The sequence below is a fragment of the Marinomonas sp. genome (assembly GCF_965225885.1).
Classification (GTDB): Bacteria; Pseudomonadota; Gammaproteobacteria; order Pseudomonadales; family Marinomonadaceae; genus Marinomonas.
The window spans coordinates 3,665,082-3,683,722 of the sequence record NZ_OZ245329.1; the positions used below are offsets into that span (position 1 = coordinate 3,665,082).

Below are 18,641 nucleotides of genomic sequence, written 5' to 3' on the forward strand. Positions count from 1 at the left end.
TGGCTTTTGATGAGGTCGTCTTGGCAGGCTTGTTGGGCGGTGGTTGGGTTGTCGTAGCTTTGGCGTAGTTTTTGGGGTCGATGAAGTTTAAGGGTTATTTTTCATCTGACCCCAAATTTTTTTTACCTTAACAATACCATCTAAAAACCATTGCGGAGCGTCAGATTCGTTTGCTTCAGAAAGCAACCTATGCCTGTATTCTCTTTCCAAAACTCTTCTATGGCGGAGAGCAAAGTCATAATCAAAGTCCTCTCTATTATGGCTTCTTTCATTCAAATAGTGACGATCCATTTCTAATCGCCGCATTATTTCCATCTCTCTAATTTTCATTTTATGGAGGTTAGCGTCATACCCTTGAAATATTTTATAAAGTCTACCTTTTTTTACTGGTTTACTAAGTGAATCTCGTCCAATAAATAATGAAAAACCTTCTTGACTAGATTCTTTGGTCAACTTCCAGATTTCATTATTGCTAAAATAAAAATCAAACCTTTCAAATTCCAAGCTACCAAAAAAACTGTACTTTTCGTCAAAGAGAGCATTTATAGCTTCAAGTATTACGGTTTTACCAAGTCCATTTTCTCCAATAACTATTGTTATTCCACTTTCAATGTTAAAAGGAATTTCATGATCAAAAACTCCAAACAAAGAACGTACCGTGACTTTTACTAATTTCAATTTAACACTCCATTTGAAAGATAGTTCTATCTTTGAATTTGCAGTTTACTAGTCCGCATCCACGTTTATTTATTTACCCAAAGCACGTAACTTCGATGTAATTAACTCTTATCCCTTGATACTAAAAGACTTTCATACTAACTACCAGTACAAAGCGCACAATTTTTAATCCCCCCAAACCTCAAACCACCTCACTCGCCACAACCGAACACCGATACCCCGCTTTGCTGTCGCCTCGTGCGGTGACTTTCTCGATGTATCAGCTGTAACTAGAGCTCCCGTACCTTCCCACCAAGTGCTGTGTTGGTAACATTTATGTAAGGCATCAACTCAGACTGCACCCACACCTTTGCTCCAGTACCAGTTAGTTTAAGGTTTATTTTTTGGCCACGACTAACATAAATCGTACCTTCAGTATTCGAACTAGTGACTTTACCTCCTGAAAAAGGAGCGTCATCAGGCCCTATTAATATTTTTACTTTTGCACCAGTACCAGAAACAAGCAATGTTGGAGCATTATTCATTTTTTCAGGTAAAGTTTCTGTATGAGTCTGGATCGATTCACTTGCTGGTATGAAGGACTGAGCTGGAGAGTTGACTATATTTACAGATGAATTTCCATTGTTCACTATGTTCGTAGTAACAATATTTGAATTAACGACGTTATTTGAACCACTTATTATATTTGACGTGGTGTTTATATTACTGGGGGAATTCACTGGAAATAACCAAGCGCCTAATCCAATAGCTGTACTAGCAAGTCCAAACAAAATTGTTGTGTTTTTGATCACTCTATTCTCCATGAGCTATTTCGCTTCTGTTATTCCTTGATACTAAACACTTTCCCACATTCTTCCAACAAAAATCCATCAAACCACTTCACTAGCCACAACCGAACACCGATACCCTACTTTGCTGTCGCCTCGTGCGGTGACTTTGTCGATGAACCAGTTGCCTTTCATTTCGGGTGGAAGGTGTAGCTTCTATTGACATTAACATGATCTTGATAGAGCTTGTTATATACGACTATCCAGCGATATTGAAATCATGAATTTATTATAGATAAGGATATATAAAAAATGCTAACTATTAAAAATGAGACTCCAAATTACAAAATCAAAGAAAAGGAGTTATGGAATGCATTCATTACAGAAATAGCAATAGTATTGTTCACAGCAACAATACCATTTATTTTATTGAAACATTTCAATTCTTTAGATGAAATGACCAATTTAATTTCAAATATTACAAACAACAAACTAATATTTGACTATGCAGTAATTATAAGCCTTATCATAATGACATTTTCAATATATTACTACTTCTCAAATAGAAAAACTATTGGTAAAAAACTCCATACAAAGAAAAGAAAAAATCCTTTTTATATAGCCCTCTTCGAAACTGCATACCTAACATTATCAATTGGTAGAGCATTATCTGGAGGAACCATTTATTTTATTATACATACAATAATCACATCGAATTTTATAGAAGCAATAACACTATTTATATTATTAATAATTAGCTTATTTTTAATAACCTCAACAGCTACTATTTCAATAGCTTTCAACCATCTAAGATATTCTATTTTTCGTATGGATTAGTAAAACCTCAAACAACCTCACTAGCCACAACACTACACCGATACCCTGCTTTGCTGTCGCCTCGGGCGGTGACTTTGTCGATGGACCAGTTGCCTTTCATTTCGGGTGGGAAGGTGTCGTTTAGGGTGAGGATGCCTTCTGCGACGAGTTTGGGGTTGCCTGGTAAGTCGAGTGTGACGCTGGAGCCTTGGCGTTGGCTTTTGATGAGGTCGTCTTGGCAGGCTTGTTGGGCGGTGGTTGGGTTGTCGTAGCTTTGGCGTAGTTTTTTGTACGGTGCGGTGCCGACTTGTACGGTTTGTTCTTCCCCTGTGTTGTTGTTTGTCCAGTTGGCTTTGACGCCGGTGATGGCGCTTCGGCTGGGTCGGTCGAGTTGGCAGTTGATGAATTGGCCTTCGCTCGGTTTGTTCTGGCTCGGTACGCCGACGACGACGGGCGGGATGGCTTGCCCTGTGATGGTGTTTACTTGGCCGCGTTTGGCGAGGACGTACAGGTCGTTGACGGGTTTGGCAATGGCGTCCCGTTCCCGTGCGATGCGGGTTAAAAAGGCGCTGTCGGTTTCATCGGTTTGGTCCATGTGCTCAAGGACGACGCTTTCAAATTCTTTGGCCACGCGTGGGCTGAATCCGTGGGGCGTGACGACTTGGCGGAACAGATCGGCAAGGCTGACGTTTTCGAAGGTGCGTGTGCGGCGCTCTTTAAAGCCGGTCTTGTCTTCTACCTGAAACGGCGCGGCGGTGGCCACGATGGTGACGCTGGGCGGAAACAGCTTCGGCACGATGCGGGTGATTTTGAACTGGTCTTTGTCGATCAGGTTGTCGCCGTAGCCTTCTTGCCACGTGAGCACCGCGCCCTCTTTCGGCAAGCCTGTTTGCCCTGTGGTGTCGATGTGCAAAGTGAGTTGGTCGCTTTGTGTACCTGCGGCGTCGATGCGCTCCCACGAGGTAAGGCGGTTATTAAGCACTCTATCTAGCTGATGGCTCTTTTCCCCTGCTCCGCTCACGCGGACACGTGGTAGATAGTTGGTTTGGTTGTTTAGTCCCATATGTTGGTTACCGTCTCGGCTGCTTTGTCTGGCAAGGTGGGGATCTCGATCATCACGCCAGCGGGAAGCACTGGCCCGTAGGCTTCTAAGCCGGGGTTTTGTTCGAACAAGGCTTCTTCCGCTTGGTCGTCGTTGCGTTTTAGGGCGATCCACAGAATGTTGGAAATGGTGTCGCCGTCGCGGCTACGGATGGTTGTCATTGGCGTACTCTTCTAGCTCTAGGGTGAAGGCGAGGACGAAGGCGGTGCCGTCGTCGATGATCTTGTCTTGCTTCTCTTGCAAGCGTTTGATCGTCCATTGGCCTAAGTTATTGCCGTAGCCATCGGCCAGCACCAAAGGCGCTCGCTGGTTTTGTAAGGCGCGTAAGGCGTTGAGATTCGCCATACCATCGCCTTGAAACCACGTGCCTGTGACCGTGATATTTTCCAACTGTTGGCCCGTGTTTTGGCTCATGGGCTTTTGACCGTAACGCGCCACCGCGACCCAACCGCCGTCACTAGTGCGCTGCAAACCCTCGTATGGCGTGCCTTCGCTCAGCGAAAACACAAAACCACCGAGCGACATCATCTGACGCATGATTACTCCTTAGATAAAAATGGAAGGACAGAAACGAAAAAGCCCATCAGGGATGGGCTTGGGGGTGTTTGGTTTGTGGGCTAAGAGGCTAAGTGTTTTTCATCAGATTTCAGCGTTTGGTTAAGTGGCTAAAATTAGTGAGGTACGAACTAAGATAAGCGTTTTTAGTCCGCACTTGATTACTTTGTTATGCTTATTCTTTAATAGACAAATCAGCATCATTTTTTATTGTTTCTATATATCCATTGATCAACTTATACACGACGTTGTATAGCCCTAAAACGTATTCAGGTTCTATTTTTAATTGTTTACCATTCAAAACTCCGCCATGATGAGTAAACAAATTCCTTTGTTCTAGAAGCTTCTCTGTGTGATCAGGCTTTAAGATCGGCATACGTAAATTAAAAAAAACGAACGATAGCCGACCGATCTGAACTGGGTCATGGAGTGTTACTTTTTTAAGGCGTTCCCTTAAAATATCTTCAGTACTATCAGCTTTCAACCTTAGATAATTTCGATCTTTTTCGGTGAGCTTATCTATATTAGTTATAGCCATTTTCATATAGCTTGATTTACTACAGCACACATCAAAAAAGTCATGAATAAAACTCTCATATGAAGAAACAACACCCACTAATAAAATGCCCCAAAAAAAATTATTATCTTGTTTTTTCCCGATATAAATTGCTTGGCGCAAAGAGCTCATATTTGAATTAAATGCATTTAGCTTATCTTCTAAATCCCAAAATACATCTAACCATTCAGCTGCGTCATCCATTTTTTGATTCAGCAGTTCTATTTCTTGCATGTCCTCTTCAAGCTCTTTATCAAAAGCTTCCCAATCAAAATCATCTTCTTCCATGTATCACCTATTGTTAGATTGAACACTTAAAAACATAACGCTTTGCTCACCGACAATTGGGGACAGATGAAAAACTAATCTATTTTTCATCTGTCCCCAAACCTATATTTATTTGCGTAACACTCGGTCAATTTCGATCAGTTTTTTACTATTGTTCTTAAGGCTATCATAAAGTTCATTTAAGAGCTCCTTCGCCTGTTCCGCAATTTCTTCTCTATCAGCGGATTTGTTTGATTTCGCTAAGCTATTGATTCTATTGGTAAGCATCCGCTTTTTTCCCATAAAACTGTAATCACTTACTTCCCAGTAAATTTCCCAGTAAGAATAATTAGGGTACTTTTCGGCCACCTCGGAAATTTTTACGCCTTGCGATACTAGACCATTCATCTCTTCAAGTTCTTTTTTGTCAATTGCCATACATCCTCCTTAATAAATAATTCGTCACTTAGGGTCACGAGTTGTTGAACCTTAAAAACGCTGAAAGCAATTAAACTTATCTTTTTATCCCATGAAAAACAACAACTAAAGTCCACTTTCGCAGGCTTTAGTTGCTTGTCGCTTAGAAGTCTACAAAGTTACGTTGGGCGTAGTCTTTGACGCGGGTGATGTTGTCGTTTACCCAGTCTGGTGTTTGCAGTCGTGCTATTTGTTGTTGGTACATGCGGACGGCTTGGATTAGGTCGATGAGTTCTTTTGATGGAACGACGACGGGGTCGCTTTGTATCTGCATGGATTTGACGATGTTGTTGAGCAGTTGGTACTTGTCCTTTTCCGCTAGCGCTAGGTTGTCTGTGGTAGCGGGAAGTTGTTTTTGCTCGTTGTGCTGTTTTTCCATTTGGTTGAAGGCGTTGATGTAGGCTTCTTTGAATTGGGCCGCTTTGGTGCCAGTGAAGCCCATGGCCAAGAAGACGAAGCCGTCGCGGGTGATGCGATACATAGGGCGAGTCTTGTCTTGTTCATCTTTGTATTCGGCCAACGCAAAATTGCGTTCGCTAAATTCTGCACTGCAACCAAGGTTTTCTACTCGACGTAATACGTCTGCATGACGTTTGCCAAAGCATTTGGCGAGGTCGGTCGAAGTCGTGGTGATTTGATTATTGATGATTTGTACAACGGGTGCGTCAATGCTTGAGATAATGTTCGTAGCCATGTTTGGCCTCCTGTGTATGAAGTTGACCACCTCGTGAGGTTCGAATCTCAGTAAGGTGGTGGATCTAAATCAGGTTCGAACTACCGCCACAGGAACGGCCAACCCGAAGGTTGCCCAACAAAGACCCACCATAACAGGCAAATCTCGGCCACAAAAAAACACGCTCTGCGTGTTTTAGGCCGCTGTGTAAAACGGGGTTCGAATCCCGGCACTGGATTTTGCCAGTGCAAGTGAAATACTAGATCAAGATTGGGGGCGGGTCAATGGGGTAAATCTCAAACGCCTAAATCAGGTGCGCCGTAGACGTCACCTGGATTTTTTTGTTACACCTTTATTTGCTACATTCTCAATTTTTGTTGTTATAGATGGAACTATTCGTTCACTCATACCACTTACAAAACCAATAAAGTAAAGAGTGATGCTCAAGTTTGTCATTGTTGATAATGTTGGAAGTATGAATCCTGAAGTTACAGCCATAGTAACAAAAAAGGAAGATAGCATCCCAGCAACAATCCGATATGCACTTTCTAGTTGGTGTACCGACTTTCCAGCATGGCAATCGAAATGTTCTTTACCTGTACGCATTATGATTGATAAAAGTGCTCCTAAAGCTCCGAACACCATAACAGTTGCGTACAAATGAAAACTTGAACCCCACACATTGGAAATTAAGTTACGAAAAGGCCACGCCACAATAGAGGTAGCCAGTACTACTGATGTTATAACTCCAGCAGTTGAAAGATACCATGTTCTAGATAGCTCTCTTCCTCGCTGAGTCAAATAAATTTCTGATTGCTCCAATATTTGGTTTGCAGAGTCGTACTCTGCTGCTAAGCCCCTCGCTAACGCCTCACCTAATAGTCTTTTGAAATCTAGTTGTATTTTATCTGCAAAATGCCCATTTGGCTTACACTCGAGTAATGCGACACCGTTGAGGATTTTTGCATGTTTATCAGAATCTTTTGGTCCATTTTTGTCGTATTCATCGGAAGTTATCCAGTCTATATCTAACTGGCTATCTATAAAAACAATGAAGTTTTTAGTGTCAATAATGAGATAACTTATTTCTAATTCACCCCATCTTTTTTTGTCGTAGTCAGTAGTCATGTGTTAAACAATCGCGAATGGATAAAAATCACGGCGACGCCCTGCATTCAGGACAGGTTTCTGCGGTGCATTTTGTCTGTAGGTTTCATCCCTTGCATGCTCAAATGCAGCATTGATGTCAAGCACTCCATAGCTTCGGCCACTAGGTCGAGAGAAAACTCCAGGAGTTTTCAATAACGCTTGAGTAAATACCCCTCCTTGGCCATTATCGCCAGCTGCCTGGTTTATTTCACAGGAGTAGGTAACTATTCTTCCTTCTGCAGTTGACATTATGGCATTGTCAAAAATAGCTCTGTAATCGATGTGACTCTCATTAAAGTTTTCCATTGCAAATTTATTCATTGCAGTAGAATATTCTTTCTTTACTTCAACAATTTTCCTACATACGTCAACTACAACTAAATGTCTTTTGTTTCTAGGGTTTACTTCACTTATTGCAATCGTATCATCTTCATTTAGATACATTACAGTATCATCTATGTTACCACCGACCCTATGTTCACCGTGACCTGAACAAGTAATAAATACATAATCTTTGTCTTCGGCTTGATCGATATGTGCCTTAACGAGATATGGGGAAGGATCAATCAAAATTGTAATTTCACTTTCCTTCCAGGCACCACCCTTGTTGGAAAGCAAGTGATTTTTAATATCTCTTACATCTACATTTACCCCAGGTAACTCTGGTTTGACACTAGGAGCACCAATTAAAATCGCTTTTCTTGTAATTGTCATATTTCCCTCATTATATCGGTTTGTGGAAGTGATCTTCCAAAATATTTAGCATAAAACCATACTAAAAATAAATTTAGACTATTTAGGCCTTGTTAAGCGATTTATACAAATCGAAGCTCACTGTGAATATTATCCAGCTCAACTATCTCGCACTCTCTTGATTCTTCAGCCACAATACCTCTATGCATCTTGAGATTGGTATATGAATACCATGTATCTGGTCTTTTTCTTCCTGAAGGGCGATCTCTATCAGTGATAAATAGAATTTTATCTTCTCCTGTTTGTCTTGGGGAAATGTCAATTAACTTGCCATCCTCTTTAATTACCGAATGAAATTCAGCTTCTATAAATTCGGCTTTTTTATCTTCCCAGATCATCCATCCATACACAACTTCACAGGCTGTTTTCTTAGCCTCATCTTCGCAATTGTTAAAACAGTATGTTGCCTTATATGTAGGGGACCTGTGTGTGTAATTTAAATATTTTGGCTGCCTGACGCCAAAACCAAGCTCTTTTATAAGTGCCTTAACATTTGCATTTATCTTTTTTGGAGTTTTAGGTTTAACTGCGATTCCCATATGCTTCCTTACATTTAACATTTTTAATTTGGGGTCAGATGAAAAGCTAACTTGTATTATTCATACATTAATCCTAAATCTCTTCCTCCTCCAACACCAGAAAAACCTTACAATTCAATGACAATTCTAAAACCTAAATCCGTCAAGCTCCCATCGGCCCTTGTTGCCACCTCCATGTTGCCCATCAAGCCTTGTGCCTATGGTTTCAAGGAGGAACGATTCGTTCCTCCTTGAAAATTTATTGCTGCACACACGGCTTAGAAGCATTTATGGGGGTCTGCATTTCACCGCCCCCCATTTACCGTGGTACAAGAGACTTAAGGGAGCCCTGTTTCAGGGCCCCCCTACCGCTGTAAAAGCGACTTAGCCATTAACTCGTTCGTTTGTCGGTCAAGCTCCCATCGGCTCTTGTGGCGACGTCCATGTTGCCGATCATGCCCTGTGCAAATTCGGCTTTGAGCCTTTCTATCACTTGGTCACTGACTTGCTGGTCGTAACTTGGGTTGCCTGTTGGTGTTAGGTGAATGGTTGGCGCGAAGGTCATGCTTTTGTTGTTGTTTTGTAGCTGTTGGCTTTGCTTTGCGATGGCGTCTGGTGCGGGTTGGTCGGTTTTGTCGTCCTCAAACCATCCGCCGATTTTGCCACCGATCCACTCCCCTAATGAACCGCCGCCCATGCCGCCTGCGATGGAGCCGACGATTCCCCCAATGGCGGTGCCGATAATGGGCACGACGGAACCAATGGCGGCACCGGCTAACCCGCCAGCGGCGGCGCCACCCAAGCCCCCTGCCATGTCGCCTGCGGTCGCGCCGATTTGGGTGCTGTTGCCTTGGGATATGGCGGAGGCAAGTCCTGCGCCTTGTAGAGCGATGTCTAGCGGTCTGAACAGTTTCCCTGCGCCTTTTAGTACGCCACCTGCCATGCCACCCATTGGCAACATGGAAGATAATCCGCCTGCGGCTCCGGCTAGGTCTGCCCCTGTCATGGCAAGGTCGCCTAAACCACCCGCACTCGCTGAGCCTGAGAACATGGACAAGGCCGCGCCGCTGCCGAGTAAGCCAGCCAGTCGACCGTATTTGCCAAGACGAAAGCGTCCGCTTAGTCGGGATGGTCTTGTGGCTCTAGCTCGGCTTGATAGGTTGTCTTCGTAGTCTCTTAGTCCTGCTAATCGGTTACGGCCTCTACTGCTTCCCCTTGTTCTTCCCCCTCTTCCCCTTGTTCTTCCCCCTCTTCCACTTCTCTCTCTTCCATAGCCACCGCCTGCGCCGAGTCCGTTTAGTTTGCGGTTGAGTCGGTCTAGGGAGCGGGATGCTCGGTTGGCGCTTTGTGTGGTTTGGTCGGTGGCGTTGGTGAGTTTGGTTTTGCCAAGGTTGAAGCGATCGCGCCCGTTGCCAAGGGTGAGTTTGGCAAGTTTGAAGGCGATTAATCCGGCTCTAAACGTCGCAAAAGCCGCCGCCGCGCCCATTAAACCGCTCGTCAGGTTTGGACTGGTTTCAGCGAGGTTACTCACCCAATCAACCGCGCTCATTAGAGGCGGCAAGACGGCATCGAGAGCAGGTAAAAGTCTCTCACCTAGCACGATGACCATGTGATCGAATTTAGAACGCAGCATGGCGAGTTTGTGGCTTCGTGTGGCGGCGCGGTTGGCGTATTCGTCGTTGACGCTGTTGGCTCGGTCGGCTTGGTTGGCGACTTTGGCAAAGGCGGAAACGAGGCCGTTTTTGTCGTCGTCCAGTGTGGTGACGAGTTTGGCGACCGCGCCTTTGACTTCTTCCCCAAAGAGTTGCGAAATCACCGCGCCTCGGTCTGTGGCGTTGACATTCTGCAAACCGCGCATGACTTCCACAAGGGTGCCTTGGGCGTCTTGCTGCATCAGTTCCGCGAGTTCTTCCGCGTTAAAGCCGATGCGCCCCATGGCGTTTTGCTGTGCGCTTGTGGCGGCGTAGCCTGCGGTGAGTCGTCCGGTGATGTTTTTCAGCGCGGTAGAGGCGACTTCGTCCGTGGCACCGCCTGCAATGAGGCTGGCAGACAGGGCGGCGGTTTGGTTGTAGCTGAGGCCTGCGCCCATGGCGGTGGAGCCTTGGCGCACCATGACGGCGGCAATGTCCTTTGCCTTGGCGTTCATGTTGTTGCTTAGGTAGTTGGTGGCGTCGGCTAGGTCTAGGGCGTTCTTCTGGGTTAAGCCCATGGCCGCGCGGAATGTCGCGAGGGTGGAACCGGCTTCTTCTGCGGATACGTCCCACGCGACGCTCATTTTGGTGGCGGATTGGGCGAATTGTAAGAGCTGGTCTTTTTCGATGCCCGATTGCCCTGCAGCGGTGACGATGTCGGCGATGCCTTCTTGCTGTACGCCAAGGCGGCCAGCGAGTTTCATCATTTGGGTGCGGTATTGGGCTTCTTCTTTTTTGTCGGAAAAGTCGACGACCTTTTTGACGTCGGCAAAGGTGCTTTCGTATTCGACGGCGCGTTTACCCGCCATGATGAGCGGCGCGGTTTTCACCGCTAGGCCGACGGCTTGCCCGACGAGTTCGCCTTTTTGGGCATTACGATCGGCAATGCGCCCTTTTAGGGTTTGGATCTTTTTGAGCTTGGCTTGCTGGCGGTCTAGGGCTTGGCTGGCTTTATCGGTTTGTCGGGCGAGTTTGAGTTCTTGGGCGCCGAGTGAGTTGACTTTTAAGCCTGCGGCGCTCATGTCTCGACGCAATCCGCCTAGTTCTTTGGCTTGGTGGCCGTAGGCGGTGGTGAGTTTGTTGCTGGCTTGTTCTGCGTTTTTGAGGGCGGCTTTTTCTTTTTTGTAGCTTTGTTCAGCGGCTTTTTTGGCTTTGGTGAGTTGCTTTACTTTTTGGCTGGCGTCGACCACTTGGCGAGACTGTGCGCCGTAGGCTTGGGCGGCGTCTAGTACGGCTTTTTCGGCTTTGGCGAGTTCGGCTGTGTGTTGCTTGACGATGGCTTTTGCGTTTTGCTCGCTTTGTTTTAGGCGGTTTGTCTCTTGGGTGGCCTGTGCCATGGCCTTGCGGGTGTCGTCTAGGCGGGTGGTTAGGGTTTTGAATCGGGCGACGGTTTTTTGTTGGTCGCCTAGCGTTTTTAGGCTGTCGTTGGTTTGTTCGACTTGTTGTTCTAGTTTGCCAGCGGTTTGTATGGCGTCGTTGAACGGTTTGCTGAATTTGTTGACAGCGGACAGGGCGATGGAGATCTTTTTATCGACCACGGCTTACCCCTTGTTTATACCCAGTTTGGCGGCGGCTAGGTGGTAGCGGCGCATGGCTTCGTCGATGCGCCAGTTTAGGATTTCGGATGGTGGAACGTGGTAAACCAGCGGGATGACGTCGGTTAGAACTTCGACGTCTTTGGGCGAAAGTAATCCGCCGGTCTTTCCAAAAAATCGATAAGGCGCTCCTGTAGCTGGTTCCAATCTGGAAGGCTGAGGCGTGCTAGTTCGTCTTTGGTGAAGCCGGAACAGCTTGAGCTAATAAAGATTGTGCGTTCCCATTCGTCTTCGTGGGTGTCCATTAGGTCGGTGCCAACGGGGATTGCGTACAGGCGTTTACCCATGGCGGCGAGTGCATCGGCCACGGGTTTGGTATTGAAGCCCGGCGCGGCGATGTGCGTTGGCACTTCTTGGCAATCGCTTAAGGCTTGGATGCCTGTTCGTTGGCCTGTCGCGGGATCGACTTTGCCTATTACCTTATTTGTTGTGTCTGCAGCGTCTGTGCCCTCTTCGACGATAACGACGTACACCGGCACGGAAACAATGCGGAGCAATTCGTAACAAGTACGGTAAAGCGTGCCGCGTTCGGTGCCTGCCATGTCTAGCTTGGCGACCGCGCCCATGTTGGCAATGCGGATTGGGCTGTTTTTCGGCCACAGTGGGTCGGCGTCTGGCGCGGTGCCGACTACGCCCAAAACAACACTGCCCAGCGGCCCCATTGGTGGCGGCGCGGAGTGGGTTTCGACACTCATGCCGTTGTGTACAAAGGATGCAATTTCTGGCATTACGCCTCTCCTTTTGGTTTAGCGGTGGTGGTCGCGAGGGCGACTTTGCCACTGAGGATTAGGAAATCCGCTTCGCACGGAAGCAGCTCGACCGTGTCGCCATTTTCGTGCCAATGCTTGTGATTTGGGCATTGGTAAGGCGAGAGTACGGTGTATTTTTGCCGAGGATTAGGCGGCTGTTTCGTGGTCATGGGCTTTCTCCAGACGTAAAAAAACCGCTAATGCGGCTGGGTGTTTGTTGAGTTTTTTAACTAGAAATTGTTATTCCGTTGGTAAGGGATAGCGCTCTTTTATCTCGGCGACTTTATCGCGCCATTTTTGCTCGGCTTCGGCTGTGCCATCGTATTGCCATTCCATGTAGAGCGGATCAGATTCGGTTTTGTATGCCGCTTCGCGCTGGGCGATGGTTGAGGCAAAGCGTTCTTCGAAAGTGGGTTCTGGAGTGCATGGAGGCGTTAAAGAAACATCAGAAGGTAATTCACCAAGCTCTTCAATTTCAAATGCGCCTGATCCATATTTTTTATACGCTATTTTTCCACGGTGATCTTCCAGTGATTGCCATTCCCCCTCGACCAAAAGAACGGCGTAACCCTCTTCCACATCTGGCGGACTTTCAAACGTACATTCATCTGGTAATGTAAAATTAAATTCTGCAACAAGTTGTTGTACGCCATTTTTGTCCCAAAACGGTTTGCCGATCTGGATGTCAAAAACCTTCCAGCCGCCGTCTTTAAATAATACCGTTTCTTTTTCAGGGTCATGATTGGGCGGTGTTTCGTGGATTGCCCAATCGGGAAAATCTTTCCCAGGAACACCTAACTTATATCGCCCACCGTTTTCATCGAAAAATTCAATATGAGAGTTGTCTTCAATCTCTTCCCACGTATCGTTTACCGAATCGTATTTTCCTGTTAGACCATCTTTGGAAGGGACGTATATATTGGTCGTGCAATCTGGGCCTAATGACGTCCCTTTTACTACTTGCTCTTGCCTGTTGCCTGTTGCCTAGCCAAAAACCGTCTTCTGAAAAACATGATACTTCTATCGAGGTAGTCTTTTTTTGAAAAGTATTCATTATGCTAATCTCACTATATAATTAAATTTACGGTTTTTGATTGTATTTTCCGTTGCGCCGAAACTGGCAATCGAAACGCTATGCGAATGAGAGCCAATTGATACACTATGAGAGTGAGTGCCTCCGTAAGATGTGTAGTTTGAGAACCCACTTGGGCCTGCATATTGTCCAGATGTAAACGTAACGTTACCCGCCCCAGTTATACTCCACGATGCAGGCATATTATGTTGGTGACGGTGATTCCCCGCCGACGATGTTGTTTTAGATCCCAAATCTACGCTAGAGACAGATGAACCAGCGTGACCATGATTTTTAACCGCATCGGCTTCATACGCCAGCGCAGATTCGCCATCTTTTGCGCCGACAATTGCTAGCCCGCGCATGTCGGGAATAATGCCATCAGGATAAGCAAGCGCCAATTTTGGATACAAAATCGTGTCAAACGACTGCCCCTTCATAACAGCCCAACCATCTGGGGCTAAGTCAGTTGGCCATGGAAGAGGCACCCCAATTGGACATATTTTTGCAGACAATTTTGTCCATAAATCACTTACCACATTATGAGGATCTTCTTCCTCCACATGCGCTTTAACGGCATTATCCAAGTCTGTCGGCGTAGCAAATTGAACAGAAGGGTCAATTTTAATTTGAATGGCATCCGCGTTTCCTGGGATAAATTTAAGGCGAATGGTGTAGCTTTTGCCCTGTCCTTCTTCTAGCAGAGGTTTGTAGTCACCTGCTTGGCGAGCATAGGCATATAGATAGCCATCGGTGGTTTTAACACCCGCTTCTTTTATAAAAAATCCGCCATCACTGGCAGGTATTTCGCCTCGCGCGATCCAAACGTTTGGGTCGTTTTCATCTTTTTCTATGGTAATGGCATATTCGCGAACTTGATGTATTAGGTCGGTTCTTTCGGCTGGTGAGGCGGAATCTGGCAAAACGCCATCGCCAACCACTAACACGGCTAAATCCACTTGGGTGTTATTAAATTTTGCATCACGCTCAAGACCAAAGCCTGTTTGCGTGATATAGGTTCTAAAGTCGCTCATTTCTTGCTGGCTCCGATGTGGAAATGATTCGTAGATGTTGGGCAATGCCTGTGTGGGTTAATGCATTTGCCTCACTACCTGCGGGAACAAATGGCGTTGATGTGATAGTGACACCAATCTCGGCGGCCACGGCAATGCGTGGCGAGGCAATCGATTCACGCGCAAGATCCATAACGTATGAATCTCGCTCTGACTTCATTTCGATGAGAAGTTGGTCTATGCGAGCGTTTATTTCTGGGGTTAATACACGATCAGAAGCATAAACCCAGATTTGAAAATAATAGGGGTCGAGTTCCGAAGGCTTTTTAAACCATGGCGTAACATCCGCTCCAAATCCCATTTGTTCGAGTGCTTTAACAAACCCCGCTCTTGTGCCGCTTAGTTGTCTGTTTCGCCATGCTTGTTCTGATCGATTTCTTTTGACTTGTTCGGTGTCGGTCGAATCCCATACAGGCACTTGTCGATCGATACCGAGTGTTGCGATCGCCTCTTTTCGCGTTTTCTGTGCATTTAGTAATTCAGGGTATGGATGATCAATCGAGTACAGAGCTTCGCTAAGAGCAAGTTCTAACGCGCGTTCTAATGGGCTGCGGTTGTCGGGTAAAACACTATAGGTTTTCAGTGTTGACGGTAATTTGGACTGACTCAATGTGAGGCGCCTCATTGTATTGGCAACGCAATGGCTGAGTGGGTTGCAGTATGTCGCCTCGATGGGCGCCAGTTGTTTTTAGGAGCACGCTGTACAACATAGACAGCTCGATACTACCGCCTAGTCTGTGTTGTTGTTCAGCGTATTCTTTTACGGCTTTTTCAGCGGCGGCTTTGACCATATCGGCATCGGGACCCGTTCGGATATACAGCACGGCTTCACAAGACCAAGGCTTTATCGTGGGCGCTTTGACTGTGAGTAAATCGGTCTCTTGGGCGATGTCGTCCCGCTGCATGTATTGCTGTGTTGCGGTAATCAATTCACTTGCTGGTATGCCATTATTTGCGTGGGACAATATGAAGCAATCCACTTCCCCAGGTGCAACGCGTCGTGCTTGAGCGTCTTTTGTTTGCCCTGCCATCTCGTGCGCTTCGAATTCGTATGTCACGACAACTTTGCTTTGAGTTGGGCTTTCGACCGTAACTTTGGGACGACCGCCAAGCGTCATGGCGTTAAATCGGTAACCCGATCGCGTGCCGGTTGTGGCCAATGCGTAAGCCGCTAGGTAGTAACGTGTCAGCAAAGCCTCGTTGCTTTCGACCGTTGGCGGCACTGGGGGAAACGCGTTCGGGTCGCCTTCGTCCAAGATTTGCCGCTCTACTCCCAATTGGCTGGCGATAAGATCGACCATTTTGTCGTCGGTCGCGTACATGCCGAACATCTGCAATGCTTGGGCGTTCATTTGTCTGAATTGGCTTTGCAGTATGACGGTAAACGCCTGAGTAAATTTGGTTAACAGCTCGGCTTCGTTTTCAAAGGTTTCTGTTACGCCTGCCACGTCATCGGGTGCGTTTTCTGACAAGTACGACAGCACGCTTTTTTTAACCGTTTTGAATAGATCATCGAAATTCGGGGTGGTGATAATCTCCGGTTTAGGCAGTGGATTTTGATGGGGAAACATCTAACGGCACCTCAAATTTAATAGTCTGTCCATTCCACTTACCTTCAAAATATAGGGCGAGTCCGTTGGTTAATCGCTTGGCGACACAGCGCGACGGCACAAAGTCCGTTAGGCCGTTGATTGGTTCGTAAAAGGCGGCAATAGCAGCGGCTTGAAGACGAATAAGCATGCTGTCTGTCATGTTCGCGCCCATGTATTGACGAACCTCACTGCCAAAGTTGGGGCGTTTGGCTCGGCCTACTTTGGGCGTGGTCATGACTTGGGTAATACGGCTCACGAGTTGATCAAAGCCTTCAATTCTTCGGCCTGTTTTGCGGTCGATGCCAATCATTTAGGTCACCTGTTCTTGTTGTTAAGTGACTTTATAAGTACCTGCTGAAGAGCCACCTTCTACTGGCACTTCTGCATTTTGAGTAATGTGGTTAACGATGCCTTCAGCAAACGCCAACCACCATTCATGCCCCGCGGCTTTGCTGGCCAGCGGTTCAAAGCCTTTGGCTTTCATCGCGGCTTCTATGTCTGTGGCGAGTTGTTCAGGATTTAATGCCATATTGAAAACCTTACTTCGCAGCAGTGACGGTGGATGAACAATCAGCGTGGGGTAACCCTGTGATCATGCATTTGTGAGCACCGGTTACCACGCCAACACCTTTATTGAGCTTGATCTTGCTGCCGTCTACGGTGACTTCACCACCCGCTTTTACTTTGGCGGTTTTATCGACATTAACGACCACATCGCCTTTCACCTCGACTTTAAGAAGGTGATTTTTAGCGTGATAGGAAACGACCGAACCGTCTGGATAACATCGGACAATCTCGTTTGGATCATTGCTTGGCGCGGGGAAGTTATCGCTAAACAATCCAATCAGCGCGACGGTTTGCGTGCCGTTATTGCCTGCACCGTAGTTAAGTAATGCCGCCTGTTCGCCCTCGGATGGACATCGATAATCTGAAGTCTCGCCAGCGGCGTAGGCAAACCAACGGATGAAAGGCGTTTTAAGTTGGCCGTGCTGGACCTTAATCAAGTTGCCAGATTCGTGAACGGCAATGACACGACCAAGGCGAATAATGCTTTGCAGGCGTCGCCTTAGGTCTTCGGTTTCTTCGCTTAAGTCTTCGATTCTATCGAGATACGGTTGCAACATATCCCGAACCATGGCTTCAATCAGTTGGCGCATTAGAGGTCCCTTTATCTAATTCAGGTTGCCAAGAGGATTCACCGAGGTAGAGCTTTTGTTCCCAATTCACTACCCACGAATCAAAACCGCCACGGGTGTCTTTGCGAAAATTGCCAGGGTACGCCTCAATGCTAAATGGCCTCTCTAACACGGAACCTTTTAGCCAAATGCCCTTTTCATAAACGAACTGGGACACAGCCACGGCAAACTCTTGGAGTTCCATTTGCAGGCTTGGCACTTCTCGCCCTAGCACGCAATGTATGGCAAATTGCGCCACGACGGGATAACGGCCATCGCCTACGTCTGGCGCTTTTGGCAGCTCTTCAATATTTAGAAGACAGGCTGGAGCAAGAGATTCTAGATTCTCGCTTGGGTCATAGCTGTCGATAGTGACTTTAGGAAAACGCACTTTCAGGGCATCGATGATGGCTTGGTGTACATCGCTTAAATTGATATTTGCTAGCACTCATTTCCCCTCGACGTTCATAGCGAAGTTGATTTCTTGCTTTAGGATTTGGCGAAAGCGCGCCTCGGCTCGCACGTGATAACGCTCTATGATGGGCTGAGCAATGTCATTAATGAGGAAGTTTTCTTCTACGATGGGAAGCTCTGTCCATTGCCCATCGGCGCGTTTCGAGCGTTTGCCGCCCTTGTCATGCTTGCGTTTGAATACACCGCTGTGACCGTTTTTCATAGTGGCGATAAAGGCGCCAATAAAGTGATGCTTGCCGACTCTGACGCCAACGTCCGTTTGCTTAGGCTTACCCAAGGCCGCTACTGATATGGGCGCTAAACCAAACCACACGTTGACCGTGCGCTTGCCGTTTTTGATGTAAAAGGTTTTGTAATACCGCGCAGCCAAAACACGCTGAGGCACCGACAAGGCCACACCTAGCTCTCGTTTGGTTTGGGTTTCTAACCAGCGCGCAACTTTTTTAAGCGTCCGTGTCACGGCTTTTTGCAGCTGACGAATAGACAGCTCTAATTGTTCTTCTAGCTCGGCAACGCCGTCCCCTAGGTCTATTTGTAGGTTCATGGATTAACGCCAGTTGTGGTCTTTTTTTTGCGTCACTTTTAAGGGAAGCACGATTTCATACTCGCCCTGTTGAAACGGCAAAATCAGATAGGATACGCCGTCTATTTCGAGGCGGTCGCCCTCTTCACAGGGGCAATGGTTGGGTGATACGCAAAAGGTCGCGGTGATCACATCAACATGCAGTTGCCCTGCGGTTTTTGATTTCGATGTGGTGTTCACATCGCTTTCAATGAATGAGAACGTCCCTGTTATGGTGCCTGTAGCACCGGTTTGCGATATCCATATCGCGTCTTGCCCAAACTCTTTATCAATGTCGCTTTTGAGTTCGTCTAAGACAGCACGATGACTGAGATTCATAAGCGCCT

General features: G+C 46.6%; 25 protein-coding genes. 1 reads left to right on the top strand and 24 read right to left on the bottom strand.

Annotated elements, in window-relative coordinates; all coding sequences use genetic code 11:
* Positions 1–87: 87 nt before the first annotated feature.
* Both ACO05V_RS17380 and ACO05V_RS17385 read right to left on the bottom strand, forming a co-directional pair.
* Positions 88–678 carry an AAA family ATPase gene (locus ACO05V_RS17380; RefSeq protein WP_421854436.1) on the bottom strand — a complete coding sequence of 197 codons (591 nt, stop codon included), beginning with the start codon at positions 676–678 and terminating at the stop codon, positions 88–90.
* A 269-nt stretch (positions 679–947) separates the two neighbouring features.
* Positions 948–1,469 carry a hypothetical protein gene (locus ACO05V_RS17385; protein WP_421854439.1) on the bottom strand — a complete coding sequence of 174 codons (522 nt, stop codon included), beginning with the start codon at positions 1,467–1,469 and terminating at the stop codon, positions 948–950.
* 288 nt (positions 1,470–1,757) lie between these two features.
* Between ACO05V_RS17385 and ACO05V_RS17390 the strand changes: the two genes are divergently transcribed.
* A complete protein-coding gene (locus tag ACO05V_RS17390; protein WP_421854442.1) occupies positions 1,758–2,282 on the top strand; it encodes a hypothetical protein in 525 nt (174 codons plus the stop codon).
* Between the two features lie 7 nt (positions 2,283–2,289).
* Here the strand turns inward: ACO05V_RS17390 and ACO05V_RS17395 are convergent, their stop codons facing one another.
* The 22 genes from ACO05V_RS17395 to ACO05V_RS17500 all read right to left on the bottom strand — a co-directional run bounded on the left by ACO05V_RS17395 (position 2,290) and on the right by ACO05V_RS17500 (position 18,633).
* Positions 2,290–3,324, bottom strand: a complete 1,035-nt coding sequence (locus tag ACO05V_RS17395; protein WP_421854445.1) for a phage late control D family protein — start codon at positions 3,322–3,324, stop codon at positions 2,290–2,292.
* Positions 3,315–3,524 (bottom strand): tail protein X, encoded by a 210-nt coding sequence (locus ACO05V_RS17400; protein WP_392384221.1) that lies wholly within the window; start codon positions 3,522–3,524, stop codon positions 3,315–3,317. The genes ACO05V_RS17395 and ACO05V_RS17400 overlap by 10 nt, the downstream gene beginning before the upstream one ends.
* Positions 3,508–3,891 (bottom strand): phage tail protein, encoded by a 384-nt coding sequence (locus ACO05V_RS17405; RefSeq protein ID WP_254682340.1) that lies wholly within the window; start codon positions 3,889–3,891, stop codon positions 3,508–3,510. Before ACO05V_RS17405 ends, ACO05V_RS17400 begins: the two co-directional genes overlap by 17 nt.
* 202 nt (positions 3,892–4,093) lie before the next feature.
* Entirely contained in the window at positions 4,094–4,762 is a 669-nt protein-coding gene (locus ACO05V_RS17410; protein ID WP_421854449.1) for a hypothetical protein, read from the bottom strand.
* 108 nt (positions 4,763–4,870) lie between these two features.
* Positions 4,871–5,179 carry a hypothetical protein gene (locus ACO05V_RS17415; protein ID WP_421854452.1) on the bottom strand — a complete coding sequence of 103 codons (309 nt, stop codon included), beginning with the start codon at positions 5,177–5,179 and terminating at the stop codon, positions 4,871–4,873.
* Between the two features lie 142 nt (positions 5,180–5,321).
* On the bottom strand, positions 5,322–5,912 hold the full coding sequence (locus ACO05V_RS17420) for a Rha family transcriptional regulator (RefSeq protein ID WP_421854455.1): 591 nt from the start codon (positions 5,910–5,912) through the stop codon (positions 5,322–5,324).
* Between the two features lie 306 nt (positions 5,913–6,218).
* Positions 6,219–7,019, bottom strand: coding sequence for a hypothetical protein (locus ACO05V_RS17425; protein WP_421854458.1), 801 nt, complete (start codon positions 7,017–7,019; stop codon positions 6,219–6,221).
* 3 nt (positions 7,020–7,022) lie between these two features.
* A complete protein-coding gene (locus ACO05V_RS17430) occupies positions 7,023–7,754 on the bottom strand; it encodes a caspase family protein (protein ID WP_421854461.1) in 732 nt (243 codons plus the stop codon).
* A 101-nt stretch (positions 7,755–7,855) separates the two neighbouring features.
* Entirely contained in the window at positions 7,856–8,332 is a 477-nt protein-coding gene (locus ACO05V_RS17435) for a hypothetical protein (protein ID WP_421854464.1), read from the bottom strand.
* A 370-nt stretch (positions 8,333–8,702) separates the two neighbouring features.
* The gene (locus ACO05V_RS17440) at positions 8,703–11,540 is read right to left on the bottom strand and encodes a phage tail tape measure protein (RefSeq protein ID WP_421854467.1); all 2,838 of its coding nucleotides are present in this window, start codon (positions 11,538–11,540) and stop codon (positions 8,703–8,705) included.
* A 122-nt stretch (positions 11,541–11,662) separates the two neighbouring features.
* Complete coding sequence (locus ACO05V_RS17445; RefSeq protein WP_421854470.1) at positions 11,663–12,325, bottom strand: hypothetical protein; 663 nt, start codon at positions 12,323–12,325, stop codon at positions 11,663–11,665.
* A complete protein-coding gene (locus tag ACO05V_RS17450; protein WP_421854473.1) occupies positions 12,325–12,516 on the bottom strand; it encodes a hypothetical protein in 192 nt (63 codons plus the stop codon). Before ACO05V_RS17450 ends, ACO05V_RS17445 begins: the two co-directional genes overlap by 1 nt.
* Before the next feature lie 70 nt (positions 12,517–12,586).
* The gene (locus ACO05V_RS17455; protein WP_421854476.1) at positions 12,587–12,925 is read right to left on the bottom strand and encodes a hypothetical protein; all 339 of its coding nucleotides are present in this window, start codon (positions 12,923–12,925) and stop codon (positions 12,587–12,589) included.
* Between the two features lie 474 nt (positions 12,926–13,399).
* On the bottom strand, positions 13,400–14,452 hold the full coding sequence (locus ACO05V_RS17460) for a phage tail protein (RefSeq protein WP_421854479.1): 1,053 nt from the start codon (positions 14,450–14,452) through the stop codon (positions 13,400–13,402).
* Positions 14,439–15,101 carry a phage tail protein I gene (locus ACO05V_RS17465; protein WP_421854482.1) on the bottom strand — a complete coding sequence of 221 codons (663 nt, stop codon included), beginning with the start codon at positions 15,099–15,101 and terminating at the stop codon, positions 14,439–14,441. Before ACO05V_RS17465 ends, ACO05V_RS17460 begins: the two co-directional genes overlap by 14 nt.
* Positions 15,061–16,062: a baseplate J/gp47 family protein gene (locus ACO05V_RS17470; RefSeq protein WP_421854484.1), complete on the bottom strand. Its 1,002-nt coding sequence runs from the start codon at positions 16,060–16,062 to the stop codon at positions 15,061–15,063. The genes ACO05V_RS17465 and ACO05V_RS17470 overlap by 41 nt, the downstream gene beginning before the upstream one ends.
* Positions 16,034–16,393 carry a hypothetical protein gene (locus tag ACO05V_RS17475; RefSeq protein WP_421854487.1) on the bottom strand — a complete coding sequence of 120 codons (360 nt, stop codon included), beginning with the start codon at positions 16,391–16,393 and terminating at the stop codon, positions 16,034–16,036. Before ACO05V_RS17475 ends, ACO05V_RS17470 begins: the two co-directional genes overlap by 29 nt.
* 21 nt (positions 16,394–16,414) lie before the next feature.
* Positions 16,415–16,612 (bottom strand): hypothetical protein, encoded by a 198-nt coding sequence (locus tag ACO05V_RS17480; protein WP_421854490.1) that lies wholly within the window; start codon positions 16,610–16,612, stop codon positions 16,415–16,417.
* Between the two features lie 10 nt (positions 16,613–16,622).
* Positions 16,623–17,240 (bottom strand): phage baseplate assembly protein V, encoded by a 618-nt coding sequence (locus ACO05V_RS17485; RefSeq protein WP_421854493.1) that lies wholly within the window; start codon positions 17,238–17,240, stop codon positions 16,623–16,625.
* Positions 17,224–17,706 carry a hypothetical protein gene (locus tag ACO05V_RS17490; protein ID WP_421854496.1) on the bottom strand — a complete coding sequence of 161 codons (483 nt, stop codon included), beginning with the start codon at positions 17,704–17,706 and terminating at the stop codon, positions 17,224–17,226. The genes ACO05V_RS17485 and ACO05V_RS17490 overlap by 17 nt, the downstream gene beginning before the upstream one ends.
* Positions 17,707–18,276 carry a phage tail protein gene (locus ACO05V_RS17495; protein ID WP_421854499.1) on the bottom strand — a complete coding sequence of 190 codons (570 nt, stop codon included), beginning with the start codon at positions 18,274–18,276 and terminating at the stop codon, positions 17,707–17,709.
* A 3-nt stretch (positions 18,277–18,279) separates the two neighbouring features.
* Positions 18,280–18,633 carry a hypothetical protein gene (locus tag ACO05V_RS17500; RefSeq protein ID WP_421854502.1) on the bottom strand — a complete coding sequence of 118 codons (354 nt, stop codon included), beginning with the start codon at positions 18,631–18,633 and terminating at the stop codon, positions 18,280–18,282.
* Between the last annotated feature and the right edge of the window lie 8 nt (positions 18,634–18,641).